The sequence below is a fragment of the Geobacillus sp. CAMR5420 genome (genome assembly GCF_000691465.1).
Taxonomy (GTDB): Bacteria; Bacillota; Bacilli; order Bacillales; family Anoxybacillaceae; genus Geobacillus; species Geobacillus thermoleovorans.
This window is the reverse complement of sequence record NZ_JHUS01000030.1, coordinates 1-17,385: the sequence shown is the minus strand read 5'-3', so window position 1 is coordinate 17,385 and position 17,385 is coordinate 1. Positions and strand designations below refer to the sequence as shown.

Annotated in this window: 15 protein-coding genes and 1 pseudogene; all 16 read right to left on the bottom strand. The window is 52.7% G+C overall.

All coding sequences use genetic code 11. The annotated features are described in order from the left end of the window. Positions 1–50: 50 nt before the first annotated feature. Complete coding sequence (locus DI44_RS09935) at positions 51–599, bottom strand: outer spore coat protein CotE (RefSeq protein WP_011230804.1); 549 nt, start codon at positions 597–599, stop codon at positions 51–53. A 223-nt stretch (positions 600–822) separates the two neighbouring features. Further along, positions 823–1,254 (bottom strand): RicAFT regulatory complex protein RicA family protein, encoded by a 432-nt coding sequence (locus DI44_RS09940; protein WP_011230803.1) that lies wholly within the window; start codon positions 1,252–1,254, stop codon positions 823–825. Beyond that, positions 1,232–2,827, bottom strand: a complete 1,596-nt coding sequence (miaB, locus tag DI44_RS09945; protein ID WP_011230802.1) for a tRNA (N6-isopentenyl adenosine(37)-C2)-methylthiotransferase MiaB — start codon at positions 2,825–2,827, stop codon at positions 1,232–1,234. The genes DI44_RS09940 and miaB overlap by 23 nt, the downstream gene beginning before the upstream one ends. A 228-nt stretch (positions 2,828–3,055) precedes the next feature. Further along, a complete protein-coding gene (locus DI44_RS09950; protein WP_033025122.1) occupies positions 3,056–3,922 on the bottom strand; it encodes a 2-oxoacid:ferredoxin oxidoreductase subunit beta in 867 nt (288 codons plus the stop codon). Continuing rightward, on the bottom strand, positions 3,889–5,661 hold the full coding sequence (locus DI44_RS09955; RefSeq protein WP_011230800.1) for a 2-oxoacid:acceptor oxidoreductase subunit alpha: 1,773 nt from the start codon (positions 5,659–5,661) through the stop codon (positions 3,889–3,891). Before DI44_RS09955 ends, DI44_RS09950 begins: the two co-directional genes overlap by 34 nt. A 155-nt stretch (positions 5,662–5,816) precedes the next feature. After that, positions 5,817–6,740, bottom strand: coding sequence for a dipeptidase (locus DI44_RS09960; protein WP_014195492.1), 924 nt, complete (start codon positions 6,738–6,740; stop codon positions 5,817–5,819). Between the two features lie 92 nt (positions 6,741–6,832). Further along, complete coding sequence (spoVS, locus tag DI44_RS09965) at positions 6,833–7,093, bottom strand: stage V sporulation protein SpoVS (protein ID WP_003251598.1); 261 nt, start codon at positions 7,091–7,093, stop codon at positions 6,833–6,835. A gap of 128 nt (positions 7,094–7,221) precedes the next feature. After that, complete coding sequence (locus DI44_RS09970) at positions 7,222–8,016, bottom strand: TIGR00282 family metallophosphoesterase (protein WP_011230798.1); 795 nt, start codon at positions 8,014–8,016, stop codon at positions 7,222–7,224. A 101-nt stretch (positions 8,017–8,117) separates the two neighbouring features. Next, positions 8,118–9,674: a ribonuclease Y gene (gene rny / locus DI44_RS09975; protein ID WP_011230797.1), complete on the bottom strand. Its 1,557-nt coding sequence runs from the start codon at positions 9,672–9,674 to the stop codon at positions 8,118–8,120. Between the two features lie 375 nt (positions 9,675–10,049). Continuing rightward, a complete protein-coding gene (gene recA, locus DI44_RS09980) occupies positions 10,050–10,865 on the bottom strand; it encodes a recombinase RecA (protein WP_021322290.1) in 816 nt (271 codons plus the stop codon). 52 nt (positions 10,866–10,917) lie between these two features. Beyond that, a complete protein-coding gene (ltrA, locus tag DI44_RS0117045) occupies positions 10,918–12,327 on the bottom strand; it encodes a group II intron reverse transcriptase/maturase (protein ID WP_241766377.1) in 1,410 nt (469 codons plus the stop codon). Positions 12,328–13,163: 836 nt separating this feature from the next. Continuing rightward, positions 13,164–13,451: pseudogene (locus DI44_RS09985) on the bottom strand (DNA recombination/repair protein RecA); the annotation flags it as partial. Positions 13,452–13,628: 177 nt separating this feature from the next. Further along, positions 13,629–14,873, bottom strand: coding sequence for a competence/damage-inducible protein A (locus DI44_RS09990; RefSeq protein ID WP_011230794.1), 1,245 nt, complete (start codon positions 14,871–14,873; stop codon positions 13,629–13,631). Positions 14,874–14,900: 27 nt separating this feature from the next. Further along, positions 14,901–15,479 (bottom strand): CDP-diacylglycerol--glycerol-3-phosphate 3-phosphatidyltransferase, encoded by a 579-nt coding sequence (gene pgsA / locus DI44_RS09995; protein WP_011230793.1) that lies wholly within the window; start codon positions 15,477–15,479, stop codon positions 14,901–14,903. A gap of 80 nt (positions 15,480–15,559) precedes the next feature. After that, positions 15,560–16,453 (bottom strand): RodZ domain-containing protein, encoded by an 894-nt coding sequence (locus DI44_RS10000; protein WP_011230792.1) that lies wholly within the window; start codon positions 16,451–16,453, stop codon positions 15,560–15,562. Positions 16,454–16,479: 26 nt separating this feature from the next. After that, the gene (locus DI44_RS10005; protein WP_011230791.1) at positions 16,480–17,271 is read right to left on the bottom strand and encodes a DUF3388 domain-containing protein; all 792 of its coding nucleotides are present in this window, start codon (positions 17,269–17,271) and stop codon (positions 16,480–16,482) included. Positions 17,272–17,385 lie beyond the last annotated feature (114 nt).

Below are 17,385 nucleotides of genomic sequence, written 5' to 3'. Positions count from 1 at the left end.
CTATTATAACAAGCGGCAAAAGAAAAAACTAGGAAAGAAATTTCCTAGTTTTATTCTTCTTCGCCAAGCAGCAAATCTGGGCTTAAATCTTCTAATTCTTCATCAAGGTCATCCTCGTCGCAAAAATCGTCGTCCTTGCCGCATCCTTCCGGATTGATGGCAACGCACACCTTCGTTTCGCCGATCACTTCGGCGACAAACTCCCGCTCAACATCGACAACGATTTTATTGCCGTTTGGCGAAATCGTGCATTCGAGGCAGTTCGGCTGCTGGATGACGCGGACGATGACATCGGTGTCATCGCTGATTAAATTATCTTTGTCGCGATATTTTAATTTGACGACGTCCGTATACGACACCGTTTCGGTGACGACTTCGGTTTTTGTATTGTGGTTGTACGAATACCAGACGTTGATGTCATAATGGCCGTGAATTTCGACCGTTTTATCGCATTTTTTCGCTTCATAACGGTGGTTGATGATCCAGCAGCCAAGAATGCTTGACGGGCGGTTCGGCGCCGTCACCGTATGGGTCGATTGTGTAAACTTGCGGCCTTTGCCGACAACGGCTTTCGTAATAATTTCTCTGTATTCAGACATCGAACGGAACCCTCCTCAAATGAATCTTCATTTCATCCTATGCGCCATCTCCGCTAATGTGCACAGCAAATGAATCATTATTCCGTATAGTTCATTGTATGCGCCTGCTCCGTTCGATGTGACTTCTTTTTTGCCGCCAGGCAGCCGCCCGCGGTTTGGGGGAAGGGAGAGCGCGCCCATAAGAAAAAAAGCGCCCCGAAGGACGCTTTTGAGCCGCATGCCATTAATGGCAGCCGCCGTGTTTGTTGTAGCGAAGCGCGGCGCCGGTTTCGCCGCGCAGCACGTCGCCGCCCGTCGAAGCGAGAATTTCATCAGTCACCGTATTCGAAATCGTCGAGGCGACGAGCTGAAGCAGGTCGTTCACATCGGATTGGGACTGCTGGAATTCGCTGACGATCGGAATTTGCGACAACTCTTCGTAAATGGCGTCAATTTTGGCCTCAACCTGTTTCAGCGCTTCATGTTTTCCGTAATGCTGAAGGTTGACCGCTTGCTTTTGCAACGATTTCAGCTCGTTGATCAACGTGCGCACTTTTTCGTTTTGGTGGATTTTTTCTTCCGCTCGTTTGAAAAAGTCGACTTCTTCCGTTTCGGCGATCATTTTCGCCAGCTGCTTCGCCTGGGCCAAGATATCATCCCGCGTATATTTTGCCATGTTCGTTCACCTCGATCGCTTCATTGACTAGCTCGCCCGTCAGCGTCCACGTCTTTGCCTGCGTAATGCGCACGTTGACCAATTGGCCAATGAGCGATTTGGGGCCGACGAAGTGGACGAGCTTGTTTTTGCGCGTATAACCCGCCAATACGTCCGGATTCGTTTTGCTTTCGCCTTCCACAAGCACTTCGACGACTTGCCCTTCGTATTGCTTCATTTTCTTGGCCGCGATTTCCTGAACAAGGTCGTTGAGACGCTTGAGCCGCTCTTTTTTCACTTCCATCGGCACGTTGTCCTTCATGTTCGCCGCCGGCGTGCCTTCGCGCGGTGAATAGATGAACGTGTAGGCCGAGTCAAATTCGACTTCACGGTAAAGCGACAGCGTTTCTTCAAACTGCTCGTCCGTCTCGTTCGGGAAGCCGACGATAATATCCGTCGTCAACGCGACATCCGGAATGGCGGCTTTGATTTTGCGAACGAGCTCCAAGTACTCCTCGCGCGTATATTTGCGGCCCATCATTTTTAAAATTTCCGTGCTGCCCGATTGCACCGGCAAATGGATATGCTCAACCAAGTTGCCGCGTTTGGCGAGCACTTCGATGAGCCGGTCGTCAAAGTCGCGCGGATGGCTCGTTGTGAAGCGGATGCGCGCAATGTCAATTTTGCGCAGCTCATCCATTAAATCGCCAAGGCCGTACTGGATGTCGGTGAAATCTTTTCCGTAAGCGTTGACGTTTTGCCCAAGGAGCGTAATTTCTTTATAGCCTTGGGCGGCGAGCTGGCGCACTTCTTGGATGATGTCTTCCGGACGGCGGCTTCGCTCTTTGCCGCGCGTGTACGGAACGATGCAGTACGTGCAAAACTTGTCACAGCCGTACATAATGTTGACCCATGCTTTAATCTTCCCTTTGCGCACTTTCGGCAAGTTTTCAACAACGTCGCCCTCTTTCGACCATACTTCGACGACCATTTCTTTCGACATGTACGCCTCATGCAAAATGTACGGCAGGCGATGGATGTTGTGCGTGCCGAAAATAAGGTCGACGTATTGGTATTGCTTTAAAATTTTCTTGACAACCGATTCTTCTTGCGACATACAGCCGCACACGCCGAGCAATAAGTCCGGGTTCGTCGTTTTGAGCGGCTTTAAGTAGCCGAGCTCGCCAAACACTTTGTTTTCCGCGTTTTCACGGATCGCGCACGTGTTGAGCAAAATGACGTTTGCCTCTTCCGGACGGTCGGTCGGCTCATAGCCGAGCGCCATGAAAATGCCGGCCATCACTTCCGTATCGTGCTCGTTCATTTGACAGCCATACGTGCGGATGTAAAACTTCCGTCCGCGCCCCATGCCGCGAAACTCTTCAGGAATCGAAAAGTCTTTGACGTACTTGACTTCCTCTTTGCCGCGTTTCTTCGCCTCTTTTAAATTCGGCGGGAGAAACACGCTCGTGAAATATTTCTCATAGTCTTTCGTCGTTTTTTCTTTCAGCCGGTCCAAGGCGGATTTTCTGTCCGCTGGATGGCTTTCGGTTTTGATTTGTCCCGTTTGCTCCAAACGTTGTTTTTCGTTCATAGCAATCTCCTTTCTTCACAAAATCATTCGATCATCCGGGACGAGCGGCCGCCTTTTCCTGTGCAGCCGGCCTCGCCTCGGCAAATTTCTTCCAACCACACACTACCATAGTATATCGCGAGCGGCAAGGAAACACAATGGGGTTTGTTCCGGAGGACCGGAACATGTCATGATAACAAAAAACACCCAATGAGGCAAGCCTCCATCGGGTGCAAATTGTTTCCATTTTTACATAAACTCTGCTACGAGTTCGGCGAACTTTTCTTTGCTCATTTTCAGCTCCGCCTCGGCAAGCGGCGCCTCGCTGTAGCCTGGCACAAGCTCTTGGTACGACTTTTGTTCTTTGTTTTGATAAATGATCCCGGTGACGAGCCCATCGTATTTCATGACCGTCTGCATCGCCATCTCCCGGTCGGACGGGTCGTATCCTTCGATGTCGCTCACCTTGATGAGCCGCTCTTTGAACCACTCGTACGTATTCACTTTGTTGTACGTCACGCACGGGCTGAAGACGTTGATGAGCGCAAAGCCTTTATGCTTGACGCCTTCCTCAATCAAGCTCGTCAATTCTTTTAAATCGCTTGAGAAACCTTGCGCGACAAACGTCGCTCCGGCGCTTAACGCGATCTCGAGCGGCGACAAAGCCGGCTCGATCGACCCGTGCGGCGTGCTTTTTGTTTGGAAGCCGGCAGCACTGCGCGGCGATGTTTGTCCTTTCGTCAACCCGTAAATTTGGTTGTCCATGACGATGTATGTGATGTCGATGTTGCGGCGAATGGCATGAACCGTGTGCCCCATGCCGATCGCGAATGCGTCGCCATCCCCGCCGGCGGCGATGACCGTCAAATCGCGGTTCGCCATTTTCACTCCTTGCGCCAGCGGCAAAACGCGGCCGTGCGTGCCGTGAAAGCCGTAAGAGTGAATGTAGCCGGAAATGCGGCCCGAGCAGCCGATCCCGGAAATGACCGCGAGTTCGTGCGGCTCCAACCCGAGATTGGCGGCCGCGCGCTGGATGGCGGCCTGCACGGAAAAGTCGCCGCACCCCGGACACCAGTTCGGTTTCACATCATTGCGGAAATCTTTAAAGGTGGCCATTGCGCTAACAACTCCTTGCATTTAGTATAGACGTCGCCCGGCAAGAACGGATTGCCGTCGAATTTTAAGACGCTGGCGATTTTATCAGCGTGCCCGACGTTCATTTTCAACAAGTTCGCCAGCTGCCCGGTGGCGTTTTGCTCGACGACGACGACTCGTTTCGCTTTCTCGACAAGCGGCCGCACGTCGTCAACCGGGAACGGATGAAGCAGACGGATGTGCGCATGGTTGACTTTGACGCCATCTTGCTCGAGCCGCTCCATCGCTTCTTCAATGGCTCCGCGCGTCGATAAAAAGCCAACAAGGAGCAAATCCGGTTCTTCGTGGCGGAGTTGTTTGTGCACCGGCGTCGGGAAGTGGATGTGCTCGAGTTTGCGCATCCGTTTTTCCATTTGCGCCCGGCGGTTTGCCGCCGTCTCTGACGGGCGGCCTGTTTCGGCGTGTTCGACCCCGGTGACATGGTGGATGCCGTATTTTGTTCCCGGCAGCACCCGCGGCGAAACACCGTCCGGCGTGATTTCATACCGTTTGAAGTTGTCTTTGTCCGGAAGCGGCGGCAGCTCACCATTCATCAGCTTGCCGCGGCGGATCTCGATCCGATCGTAATCAAGCGGCTCAACCGTCTGCTTGCCGAGCGACAGCTGCAAATCCGACAGGAAAATGACCGGGCATTGGTATTCCTCAGCTAAGTTGAACGCTTCCGCCATATCGTAAAACGCTTCTTCGACCGTGCTTGGCGCCATGACAATTTTGGGAATTTCCCCGTGCGTGCCATAGATCATCGCGAGCAAATCCGACTGCTCTTGCTTTGTCGGCAAGCCGGTGCTTGGACCGCCTCGTTGCGTGTCAACCACAACAAGCGGTGTTTCCGTCATCCCAGCTAGTCCGATCGCTTCGGCCATAAGCGACAACCCGGGTCCGGCGGAAGCGGTGAACGCCCGCACGCCCGCATAGTTGGCGCCGATCGCCATCGTACAGGCTGCGATTTCATCTTCTGTCTGGATGACCGCGCCCCCAAAATCCGGCAGCTTTTTAATCAAATACTCCATAATCTCCGAAGCTGGGGTGATCGGATAGGCGGCCATAAAGCGCGCCCCGCCGGCAATGGCGCCCAAGGCGATGGCGTCGTTGCCAATCATGAACATTCGCCGTTTGCCGTCGGCTTTGGCTAGTTTCATCGTTTTCGTCGAACCATCGAGCTGCTCTTTCATATATTGCGCTCCAGCGCGAATCGCTTCCATGTTTTTCTCAACGACTTGCGCCCCTTTGCGCCCAAATGTATCCACAACAACACTTTCGAACACGGCGGCGTCCAAATCGAGCACCGCACTTGTCGCGCCGATGGCAACCATGTTTTTCATCAGCGGATTGCCAAGCTGTGTAGCGATATCGGTGAACGGAACGGCGTAAAGCGCCACTCCTTTTCCTTCCGGAATCACTGGATTGAATTTGGCGTCCGCAATGACGATGCCGCCGTCACGCAGCTCGTGGAAGTTGAAGTCGATTGTCTCTTGGTCGAACGCCACCAAGATGTCCAAATCATCAGCGACCGCCCGCACCGGTTTCGTGCTGACGCGAATTTTGTTGTTCGTATGACCCCCTTTGATGCGTGAAGAAAAATGGCGGTATCCATATAAGTAATATCCGAGGCGGTTCAGCGCTGTGGAAAAAATTTCCCCTGTACTTTCAATTCCTTCCCCTTGCTGGCCGCCTACCTTCCATGACAGCTGTTCGATCATGAATTACACCCCTTTATATTCACTCCAGCCTTTCGCTACTATTGTACCACTTTTCTGACAAGGAAACTACCATTTTGAACGCCTTTTTCAGCCGGCGCCGCGAATGCCCTGTCTTCTATTCTAGGATACGCAGAGCCGATACTCAGTGATATTCGTCACTCCGGCAAATGGGCGTAGAAGTTGCCGAATAAAAAGCGGGATACTTGCTCGGTGGAGTAATGCTTGTACAACTCGTTGACAAGCCGCGCATATTCCCTTACCGTTCCAAGGCCGGCGACCGTCTCCGTGATGCCATCGAAGTCGGAGCCAAACCCGACGTTGTTTTCCCCCCCGAGCGCGCATATATGGTCGAGATGGCGAAGCACATCAGCGATCATCGCCTCGTTTTTCTTCGCCGTCAAAAAATACGGAACGAAATTAATGCCGATCATGCCGTCTTTTTCGATCAACGCTTTGATCTGCTCATCGGTTAAGTTGCGTGGATGTGGGCATAGACGATGCACGTTGGAATGGGAAGCGATGGGGAACCGAGCCATCTCGATGACATCCCAAAACGCTTTCTCCGATAAGTGGGACACATCGACCCATCGTTTTGCTTCATTAAGAAGTGCAACGACTTGCCGGCCAAACGCCGTCAGCCCGGCGCCGCGCTTCTCCCACGCTCCGTCAGCGACAGCGTTCGGGAAGTTCCATGTCAACCCTACGGAAGCGACGCCGAGGCGGAGGAGCGTCTTTAGCTTGACAAGGTTGACGCCGATGGCGTCGCACCCTTCCAGCGTCAACATGGCGCCGACTTCCTCTTTTTTAAGGGCGGCGATATCCCGTCTCGTCCGCACGAACTTCACAGACGGAAACGCATCGATAATGCGGGCAAAGAAGATGTCCACCATCTCCAGCGCAACAGTGAACCGGGCTTCCTCCGGCACCGTTTCCGGTATGTAGATGGCAAAGCATTGCACTTTCACCCCTGCTTCCGCCATCCCGGAAAGAGTGACGTGAAGCGAAGCTCCGTCGTAAAACGACAGAGACCGATCTTGCCATAACTTCATCAACACATCGCAATGTGCATCGAAGATCATTCCGTTCCCCCCTTGAAAAAGCAAAAATAACCTGCCTGCCTTCGCAGCCGAAGGCGCCAACAGGTTATAGCCGCCATTGTCTGATCATCCAGTTAACGAGGTTCGACAATCAATTTGATCGCTGTCCGCTCTTCTCCGTCGATGATAATATCCGTAAACGCCGGAATGCAAATCAAGTCCATGCCGCTCGGTGCCACAAACCCTCGTGCGATCGCTACTGCTTTAACGGCTTGGTTCAATGCACCTGCGCCGATCGCTTGAATTTCCGCTGCGCCGCGCTCGCGCAACACCCCGGCAAGTGCACCAGCTACAGAGTTCGGGTTCGATTTTGCTGAAACTTTTAATATTTCCATTCCTAGCTCCTCCCTCGTTTCCTTGGAAAATGATTTCGGTAAAAGGTCTTCATTGTAACTATATTCACTGTTTCGACAACTATTCCTGCATGGGAGGAGGACATTTTAAAAAATTTTTAAAAGATAGACTATTCAAAATAAGGGTGGTCATCGTTAATGATCAACCGTTCAATGCGAAACGCCCGTCCGCTTTTTTCGTCTACATCAACAAAGACGGCATTCAATTGGCTTCGTCCTTCCTTGACGTCGAAACGAACTGGCAGCCCGGTTAAAAATTTGCGCAGCACCGCCTCTCGATCGACGCCTAAAATGCCGTCGTATGGACCGGTCATGCCAACGTCGGTAATGTACGCCGTCCCTCTTGGCAAAATGCGGTTATCGGCCGTCTGGACGTGTGTATGCGTGCCGATGACCGCGGATACGCGGCCGTCTAAGTACCAGCCCATCGCCTGTTTTTCACTCGTCGCCTCGGCATGGAAATCGACGATGATGACCGGCGTGCGCGCGGAGGCGGCGGCGATCAGCTCGTCCGCCTTTTGAAATGGGCAGTCAATCGCCGGCAAAAACGCCCGCCCTTGCAAATTGATGACCGCCGCTTCGCCATGCTCGGTCGGCACAAAGACGATGCCTTTTCCCGGCGTGCCGGGCGGGTAATTCGCCGGGCGAATCAATGCCTTCGCCTGATCGATAAACTCAAAAATATCGCGTTTGTCCCATGCGTGATTGCCCAACGTGATCACATGAGCCCCCCAAGCGAGAAGCGCCCGGTAAATCGGTTCGGTGATTCCTTTCCCGCCGGCGGCGTTTTCGCCGTTGATCACAACAACGTCCGGCCGATGTTTTTCCTTCAGCCTTGGCAAATAGTGCTCCACCATTTTTTGCCCCGGCAAACCGACGACGTCGCCGATAAATAAAATTCTCATCCCTGATCCCTTTCTAAACGAAAAATATCGCCTTGCGCCCATCTCCGCATCGTTATACCCTCCTATTTTACGCACAAAAAAAGAAAGTGGCAATAGCCACTTTATTTCGCGTATTCGACCGCCCGCGTCTCGCGGATGACCGTCACTTTAATATGGCCCGGGTAATCGAGCTCTTCTTCGATTCGTTTGCGGATGTCACGCGCCAGCCGGTGCGCTTCCAAATCGTCGATCATATCTGGTTTGACCATAATGCGCACTTCACGCCCAGCTTGAATGGCGTACGATTTTTCAACGCCTTCGTACGATTCGGCGATTTCTTCAAGCTTCTCTAGACGACGGATATAGTTTTCCAGCGTTTCGCTGCGCGCTCCCGGCCGCGCCGCCGACAGCGCATCGGCCGCCGCGACGAGCACAGCGATGACCGACGTCGGTTCCGTATCGCCATGGTGGGAAGCGATGCTGTTGATGACGACCGGATGTTCTTTATACTTCGTCGCCAGCTCAACGCCGATTTCCACATGGCTTCCTTCGACTTCGTGGTCGATCGCTTTGCCAATGTCATGAAGCAAGCCGGCCCGGCGCGCCAGCATTTCGTCCTCCCCAAGCTCGGCCGCCATCAGTCCGGCTAAAAACGCCACTTCCACCGAGTGTTTTAAGACGTTTTGTCCGTAGCTCGTTCGGAACTTGAGCCGCCCTAAAATTTTGATCAAATCCGGATGCAAGCCGTGAACACCGACTTCAAACGTCGTCTGTTCGCCGACTTCGCGGATATGCTCATCCACTTCGCGGCGCGCCTTTTCGACCATTTCCTCAATGCGCGCTGGATGGATGCGGCCATCTTGCACAAGCTTATCGAGCGCGATGCGCGCCGTCTCGCGGCGAATCGGGTCAAATCCGGACAAAATGACCGCTTCCGGCGTATCGTCGATGATCAAATCGATGCCGGTCAACGTCTCGAGCGTGCGGATGTTCCGCCCTTCGCGCCCGATGATCCGCCCTTTCATTTCGTCGTTTGGCAAATTGACGACGGAAACAGTCGTTTCGGCGACATGGTCGGCGGCGCAACGTTGGATGGCAAGCGACAAAATCGCCTTTGCCCGTTTGTCTGCCTCCTCTTTCGCCCGCGTTTCCGCCTCTTTGATCATCATCGCAATCTCATGCGACAGCTCTTTCTCGACGCGCTCTAAAATGAGCTGGCGGGCATCGTCGCGCGTCAGGCCGGAAATGCGTTCAAGTTCGGCTTGTTGTTGTTTGACGAGCGCTTCCACTTTGCTTTCCATTTGTTCAATATGCTGTTGTCTTTCGTTCAACGCTTCTTCCTTTGCCTCAAGCAACGCCTCACGTTTGTTGAGCGCTTCATCTTTGCGGTCGAGATTTTCCTCCTTTTGCATCAGGCGGTTTTCTTGTTTTTGGAGCTCGCTTCTCCGGTCGCGGATATCACGCTCCGCCTCCGTACGCAGTTTATGAATCTCGTCTTTCGCTTCGAGAAGCGCCTCTTTTTTCAAGGCGTCCGCCTCGCGTTTCGCCTCCTCAATCAGCTGTTCGGCAGCGGCTTTCGCCCCGCCGATTTTCGCTTCGGCAATCGATTTGCGAACAAAAAAGCCAACAACGGCACCAATGACTAAGGCAAGCAAAGCGGAGATGATGATCGAACCCATCGTTTCACCTCCTCTTGCTGTTCGGTTTCCTTTCGCTCTCTCTTCTCACCGCCATGACCGGCGCAGATGGACATTCCCGTTTTCAATCCATTAGCTCAGTCGCTTGGCATCACAATCGACCCGCGCAGCCTTCCGCACGAAGGCGGTCCGCCGCAGCGGGCGGGCGTATGGCCCTGCCGCGCGTATGGACAAATATACATGTTCATTGTAAAGGCGGCAATAGGAATTGTCAAGATATTACACCGACGCGCCTAGAGGATGACAACGGAACAAGACCGTTCCGCACGCCGTCCTTTTTTAGGCTTATCGCTCTCCTTGGCAGGCCGAACGGATGGAAAAAGGCGCCCCGGCAGCTTGCCAGGACGCCTTGTCCCGTTATTCTTCAAGCAATCCGAACCCGTCTTGCTGCGGTTCGCTCGTTCCCTCTTCAACGTCGATGCCGTAATGCTGGCGGATGGCGCGGGCGATCTCATCGGCGATGTGCGGGTTTTCCTTCAAAAATTGCTTCGCGTTTTCCCGCCCTTGGCCAAGCCGCTCGTCTTTGTACGAATACCACGAACCGCTTTTTTGCACGATGTCCAATTCGGACGCCATGTCGAGAATTTCCCCTTCGCGGGAAATGCCTTCGCCGTACATAATGTCGACGTCAGCCGTTTTAAATGGCGGCGCAACTTTGTTTTTGACGACTTTAATTTTCGTCTTGTTGCCGACCATATCATTGCCTTGCTTAATTTGCTCGGCGCGGCGCACCTCTAGGCGGACGGAAGCGTAAAACTTGAGCGCCCGCCCGCCCGGCGTCGTTTCCGGATTGCCAAACATGACGCCGACTTTTTCGCGAATTTGGTTGATGAAGATGGCGATCGTTTTCGATTTGTTAATGGCGCCAGACAGCTTGCGAAGCGCCTGGGACATAAGCCGCGCTTGCAAGCCGACATGGGCGTCGCCCATCTCCCCTTCAATTTCCGCTTTCGGCACAAGCGCCGCCACCGAGTCGATGACGATAATATCGACCGCGCCGCTTCGCACGAGCGCTTCCGCGATTTCGAGCGCCTGCTCGCCCGTGTCAGGCTGGGAAAGCAGCAATTCATCGATATTGACCCCTAATTTTTGTGCATAGATGGGGTCGAGCGATAGCGATAGGTAATAGTCACCCTCGGCATTACCCGGAGGGGCTATTTTCCCCCGCTTCACACCGTGCGTGCGAGTTTCCCCGCACACGGCGTTCCATCGAGTACCCCGGTTACTAATCCGCTCTAGACTTTACTAGTGTACGCACTTTCTGTATTGCGAACCCAATACTCATTATACCAAGCCATCTTCCATTTATTTTGATTGCAGGCACTTGTTCTGTTCTATCTGGGTACAGGGGTGCTAAGTTGTAGCATTGATTAGCAGGTATCCATTTCGCTCCATATCTCTTTAGTGCTTTGTAGGACGCATATTTAAGTTTTTCCTTAAATGGCCTTACATCTCTGTTGACGCTAGGAGCACTTGAGTAATAATTAATGATACCTCTAATTTTACTGTTAATTCGGTTGATGTCCGTTATAAGCCATTCTTGATTCGTGGCGAATTTTAGTTTACGCAGATCTTTCCTGATCTGTTCAACTTTCCCTTTAATTTTTTCCGTGTCTGCACTCGCGTATCCGATGTATTTTCCACCTTTACCGTGTGGTATCATTTTAATTTTGAAACCTAGGAATTTCATTGGTTTCTTCTTAATGTTGGTTATGAGTGTTTTGTCATCGGATAGTTCAAGTTTAAGGTTTTCTTTTAGATATTTCTTGATTCGATATTTCCATTTTTCGGCATTCCCCCTGCTATTGGTGAACAGTACCCAGTCGTCTGCGTATCTTACGTAGAACTCTGGTTTGGTTATTGTTGAGTGATCTCGGAGGGACTTGTATTTTGCCGTGCGAATGGTTGTACCATTTCGCATTTTCTTCTCTTCCCATTCTCTTGTTATCCATTGGTCGAGTTTATGAAGATACACATTGGCTAATAGTGGGGAGATAATTCCACCTTGTGGCGTGCCCATTTCATTTATCTTGGTTTCTTTTATAACTCCTGCTTTCAGCATGGCTTTGATAATCATGAGCATTCGTCTATCACGTATACCCATGTGCCAAAGCTGCTTGATCAGGATAGTGTGGTTCACGTTATCGAAGAAACCTTTTATATCTCCCTCTATCACCCAATTGTACCCTATTCGGTTACATATAAATACACATCTTTCGATGGCTTGTTTTGCGTCTCGGTAGGGTCTGAACCCATATGAGTGTTGAAAAAATTGTGCTTCAAGAATTGGTTCAATGACCATCCTCACACATTCTTGGATTATTCGGTCTGCGATCGTCAGAATGCCTAAAGGTCTCTTTTCCTTTTTCCCGGGTTTTGGGATATGGACCCTTCTGATCGGGTTAGGTGTATATTTCTTAAAGCATCTTTTAACGAAGTTTATCGCTTCGTCATAGTTCAGCGTTAGTATGTCGCTGATGGTTTTCCCATCTGTACCCGCTGTACTATTTCCTTGGTTTGATTTGATTTTGTGAATGGCGGATACGATCACGACATCGCTGCTTGCTATTTCGACCAATCCCTTAAATCTTGGAACATCACCTTTTTCCAGACATTCCTTTGTAATGGCGTACATCTTGTCTTGTAGGTCGCGGAATTCCTGCTCCGACCTAGGAATGATTAGTTCTTGAAACGTTTGGTTGATAGTATCAAATCCTTTCTAGCGGATTTGTACCATACACGTTTTTAGTCAGTTTTGCTCACCGAAACCCTTACGGATTTCCTCACGGCTTCCTAATCATTGTCTGGGTTAGTAACCTAGGGTACTCGACTATGCCCCTTCGCTCCGCAGGAGTTACCCTGCTTCATCACTACTACGGGCTGCTGCCCCACCCCTTCAGCAGTCATTTCCTCCTGCTTAGCGGCATCGGGATGCGCATCCCTTGGCATCCGCTGGGGTGGTTCACCTGTACCGCATCACCTATCCTTGCATGCTCCCTTAGGCTCCACCTCTGACCCGTCAGCCGCCTTTCTGCCCATGGTTGGAGGGCTCAAGGCAAAGATCCTCTACGGGATCAATCCAGACTCGGCAAACACGAATACCTCATCCAGGGCTGAACCTCACTTAGGAGGTGAGCGCCTTCTTTTTTCGGCGCCCCACGCCTTACGAGCCGTACTTCCGGTGGTTCGTTCCAACGCTATGCGTTCTCTAGCCATAGGAGCTTTATGGACCCCCGGCTACTTCGCTAACCGCTTCTCAGGTCTGCTTTTCGCCGTCCTCTCCGAGCTTCGTACAGCCATGTTGCGCACCATGACCACACGTCGGGGTATTAGGGCGGGAATGCCAACCTTCATTCCCGTCTCGGATTTTCACCGAGCTCTCGGTGATGCAGTTAGGACCTACTCATGCTCAGTCCCGCTGACTTTTCGCACGGCGTTTCCGCCATACTTCAGTCAGCAACAGGTCGCACCGTGCTCTGCGTCGATGAAAGCTGCTTGCCCGCCCCGCTTTTGCACTTCAGCGATCGCGTGAAGGGCAACGGTCGTTTTCCCGGACGATTCCGGGCCGTAAATTTCCACAATCCGCCCGCGCGGATAGCCGCCGACTCCTAACGCGATGTCGAGCGCCAGCGAACCGCTCGGCACGACCGACACTTTGCGGTCGACTTGCTCGCCGAGCTTCATGATGGCCCCCTTGCCAAACTGTCGTTCAATTTGTTTTAATGCCTGCTCCAATGCAGCTTGACGATCTTGGTTCACTAACCTACTCCTCCTTATTCTAGGACTACTTATACTATACCGCGTTTTGCGGCCATTGCCAAGCAAAAAACGAACGTCCATTCGTTTTTTCGGTGGAGAAACTAGCAACAATCGCCATACTCATGCGGTGGAAAAAACGATGTGCGGTGGAGAATGTTCAAGGAAGGGGGCGGCCGATCAGCAGTCGGCCGCGAGCATCTCAAGCAGAAAAAAACAGCCGTATTTGGCGGTGCGGATGCGAATGGCATCACGCGTGCCGGACAGCATCAGACGGTGGACAGTCGCATCGCGCCCGCGGACGGCGATGCCGATATACACGGTGCCGGGCGGGTGGCCCTCAAGCGGATCGGGTCCGGCGACGCCGGTGAAGCTGATGCCGATATCCGCATCGCACATCGCGCGGACGTTTTCAGCAAGCAAACGGGCGCACGGCTCGCTCACCGCCCCTTCTGCCTCAAGCAGCGGGCGCGGTATGCCAAGCACCTGTTCTTTGACGCCGTTTGTGTAGCAGACGACACCGCCCTGCACGACTTGCGACGCGCCGGGGAGGGCGGTGAGCTGTTCGAGGAAAAGGCCGCCGGTCAAACTTTCGGCCGACGCGATCGTCCATCCTCTTTCTTTTAACCGCTCGAGCGTCTTTGTAAACAACGTTTCATCGTTATATCCGTAGCAGTGGCGGCCGACACGCGCCAAAATGGCCGATTCCACTTCGTCAAGAAGCCGCTTCGCCTCCGCCTCATCCTGATGCTTCGCTGTCAGACGAAGCGTCACTTCACCGTCGCCGGCCAGCGGCGCGATCGTCGGATTCGACTGGGCGTCGATCAAATCCGCAATCGCCGTCTCGAGCGCTGATTCACCGATGCCAAAAAAGCGGAGCACGCGCGACTCGATGCGCTCGGAAAGCGAAAACGTACGGCGCAAAAAGGCGTTTCCGTATTTTTTGAACATCGGCCGCATTTCTTTCGGCGGCCCGGGCAGCAGCATGTACGTAATGCCGTCTGCCACAAGCGCCATCCCTGGCGCCATGCCGTGCTCGTTTTTCAGCACCGTCGATCCTTCCAAGACGAGCGCCTGCTTTTTATTGTTTTCTGTCATCGGCCGGTTTGTGCGGGCAAAATACACCTCAATCGCTCGGAGCGCTTCCTCGTCGATCACGAGCCGGCGGCCAAGCAAACGGGCGATCGTCTCCTTCGTCAAATCGTCTTTCGTCGGGCCGAGGCCGCCGGTGAAAATGATGAGGTTCGCTCTCGTTTGCGCCGTTTTCACCGCCTGCTCAAGGCGGCCGGCGTTGTCGCCGACGACGGTATGGAAATAGACGTTAATGCCAAGCATCGCCAGCTGCTGCGACAAAAACTGGGCGTTCGTATTGGCGATTTGCCCAAGCAACAGCTCAGAGCCAACGGCAATGATCTCCGCGTTCAACAGACTTTTCTCCCCCTTTGTGGCCGGCTATTTCGAATGGGAAAACGCATGTCTGTTTTTCGCAAAATAATCCCAGCCAGACCAAATCGTGAAAATGACCGCCACCCACAGCGCCAATTCAGCGAACGGAAACGAAATGAGCGAGAATGGGAAGTTATGTAACAATAAAGCGGAAATGGCGACAATTTGCGTCCATGTCTTGATTTTGCCAAGCATGTTGGCAGCGACGACTTCCCCCTCGCCGGCAAGCACGAGCCGCAAGCCGGTGACGGCAAACTCGCGGCTGATGATGACAATCACCATCCACGCCGGAACGGCCCCGAGCTCGACAAGCACGATAAGCGCCGCCGACACAAGCAATTTATCGGCAAGCGGATCTAAAAATTTTCCTAAATTCGTCACCAACCCGTATTTGCGGGCATAGTAGCCATCGATCCAGTCCGTCGCTGAGGCGATGATGAAAATGAGCGCGCCGGCAAGATGGGCAACCGGAAGCTCTGTCCCGCCGATTTGGATGCTTCCCCACCCGAACGGAACGAGCATCACGATCAAGAAAAACGGGATGAGCATAATGCGCGCTACCGTAATTTTATTCGGCAAGTTCACCACAAATACCTCCGCTCATTCAACATAGTTCAGTCCGTGCGAAAAGCAGGCGCCTTCCTGCGGAAAAGCGCCCTGTTCCATCATTTCTTCAACACGAAATGCAGCTTTTGGTATACTTCCTCTTTCGGGGCAAACGGATAGGCAAACGGCTGGCCGTTTACCTTCATGTCGACGTCCAGCGTACGCCCGATTTTCACCCATACTTCGCTTTCGGCCGACAGATCGAACGTTTTCGTCTGCCCGCTTGTCAAGTTGCCGCGGTAAAACGTATGGCCTTTCGTATTGTATACTTCGACCCATGACGTTCCTTTGGATGAAAGCTCGATGGAAAACGCGCCGGAGCTGGCGACTTCAATCGTCGCCGTGTTGCCGCGCTTTTCCGTCACATTCATCGCCGCAGCCGGCTGTTCTTCTTCGCCAGTCGGCGCTGGCTGTTCATTTTGCTGTCCGTTTTCATTCGTTGCCTTCTCGTCCGTTTCCTTCGCCGACTGCTTTTGTTTCGCCTGCTCAAGCGGCGAATGTTTCGGCTTTTCGACCTCCGCTGTTTTTGGGCTTGTCTTTGTCGGCGGCTCATTTGCGGCGCCGTGCTGGAGCAGCACCCAAACGAGGACAGCCGCCCCGATGACGACCGCCGCGACAATCACTTTCGGCAGCCAATCGAGCCATTTCGCCCCCTCGGCAGACAGTTGCTGGCGCGTCTTCACGCGCGACAGCGTCTGCGGAATGTCATCTTGATAAGACTGGGGAATGTCCTGTTTATACTGTTCAAACAGCTCATCCGGATCAAGTCCGACCGCTTCAGCATATTGCCGGATGAAGGCACGCACATAAAAATTTCCAGGCATGATGGCATAGTTGCCTTCTTCGATGCCGATCAAATACCGCTTTTGAATTTTCGTCATCTCCTGCAACTCGTCCAAACTCATATTTTTTTCTTCCCGTGCTTCCCGCAAACGTTTTCCTAGTTCCGTCAACGGCCAACACCTTCCACTTTTTTAAATTAAAACCCAAATTCGGAAAATCCGTCATCGCCCAACAATGACGGGCGGTCAATCGCTTCGTAGGAAATATCTTCGTCCGGTTCATGGCGCAGCTCAATAATATAATCAAAATCATCGAGCGTGTATTCCGTATGGCGAACAAACATGTCCGGATGCTCGACGACTTTCGTCGCCTCAAGGCGCATGAGCTCACGGATGAGCTGCCAGTGCTGCTCGTTCCCGCGGCGCGTTGAGACGATGCCGTCGATAATGAAAATGTTGTCCTCGCTATACTCATCTTCCATCAACTGCGTGCGAACCGTCTGTTTAATCAGCGTCGATGAAACAAACAGCCATCGTTTGTTGGCGCACACGCTGGCGGCGACGATCGACTCTGTCTTGCCGACGCGCGGCATCCCGCGGATGCCGATGAGCTTATGCCCTTTTTCTTTAAAAAGTTCCGCCATAAAATCGACAAGCAGTCCAAGTTCATCACGGACGAAGCGGAACGTTTTTTTGTCATCGGCATCGCGCTGGATATAACGGCCGTGGCGGACGGCGAGGCGGTCGAGCAGCTTCGGCTGGCGCAGCTTCGTCACCGTAATGTTGTCCATCGTCCGCAAGATCGTCGCCAACCGTTCAATTTGCTCGTTATTGTCGCACAAAAGCAACATGCCGCGGCGCGAATCCCGGACACCGTTGATCGTCACGATGTTAATGGACAACATACCGAGCAGCGAAGCAACGTCGCCGAGCAACCCCGGGCGGTTGACATGAATTTCATATTCCAAATACCATTCCTGCTTGCCCATCCCGTCTCCTCCCTTGCCGGTGTCCGCACGAACGCCTTATGCTAAGTTCATACTACTATAATTATAAATGGAAAAGCAACCGAAAAGGAGGAAGAGAGTCAGTCAAGACTTTGT

What these genes read in the sequence shown, in the direction of transcription:
- DI44_RS09935 (WP_011230804.1), bottom strand. Translation starts at nt 599, where the DNA reads ATGTCTGAATACAGAGAAATTATTACGAAAGCCGTTGTCGGCAAAGGC.
- DI44_RS09940 (WP_011230803.1), bottom strand. Translation starts at nt 1,254, where the DNA reads ATGGCAAAATATACGCGGGATGATATCTTGGCCCAGGCGAAGCAGCTG.
- miaB (WP_011230802.1), bottom strand. Translation starts at nt 2,827, where the DNA reads ATGAACGAAAAACAACGTTTGGAGCAAACGGGACAAATCAAAACCGAA.
- DI44_RS09950 (WP_033025122.1), bottom strand. Translation starts at nt 3,922, where the DNA reads ATGGCCACCTTTAAAGATTTCCGCAATGATGTGAAACCGAACTGGTGT.
- DI44_RS09955 (WP_011230800.1), bottom strand. Translation starts at nt 5,661, where the DNA reads ATGATCGAACAGCTGTCATGGAAGGTAGGCGGCCAGCAAGGGGAAGGA.
- DI44_RS09960 (WP_014195492.1), bottom strand. Translation starts at nt 6,740, where the DNA reads ATGATCTTCGATGCACATTGCGATGTGTTGATGAAGTTATGGCAAGAT.
- spoVS (WP_003251598.1), bottom strand. Translation starts at nt 7,093, where the DNA reads ATGGAAATATTAAAAGTTTCAGCAAAATCGAACCCGAACTCTGTAGCT.
- DI44_RS09970 (WP_011230798.1), bottom strand. Translation starts at nt 8,016, where the DNA reads ATGAGAATTTTATTTATCGGCGACGTCGTCGGTTTGCCGGGGCAAAAA.
- rny (WP_011230797.1), bottom strand. Translation starts at nt 9,674, where the DNA reads ATGGGTTCGATCATCATCTCCGCTTTGCTTGCCTTAGTCATTGGTGCC.
- ltrA (WP_241766377.1), bottom strand. Translation starts at nt 12,327, where the DNA reads ATGTACGCCATTACAAAGGAATGTCTGGAAAAAGGTGATGTTCCAAGA.
- DI44_RS10005 (WP_011230791.1), bottom strand. Translation starts at nt 17,271, where the DNA reads ATGGGCAAGCAGGAATGGTATTTGGAATATGAAATTCATGTCAACCGC.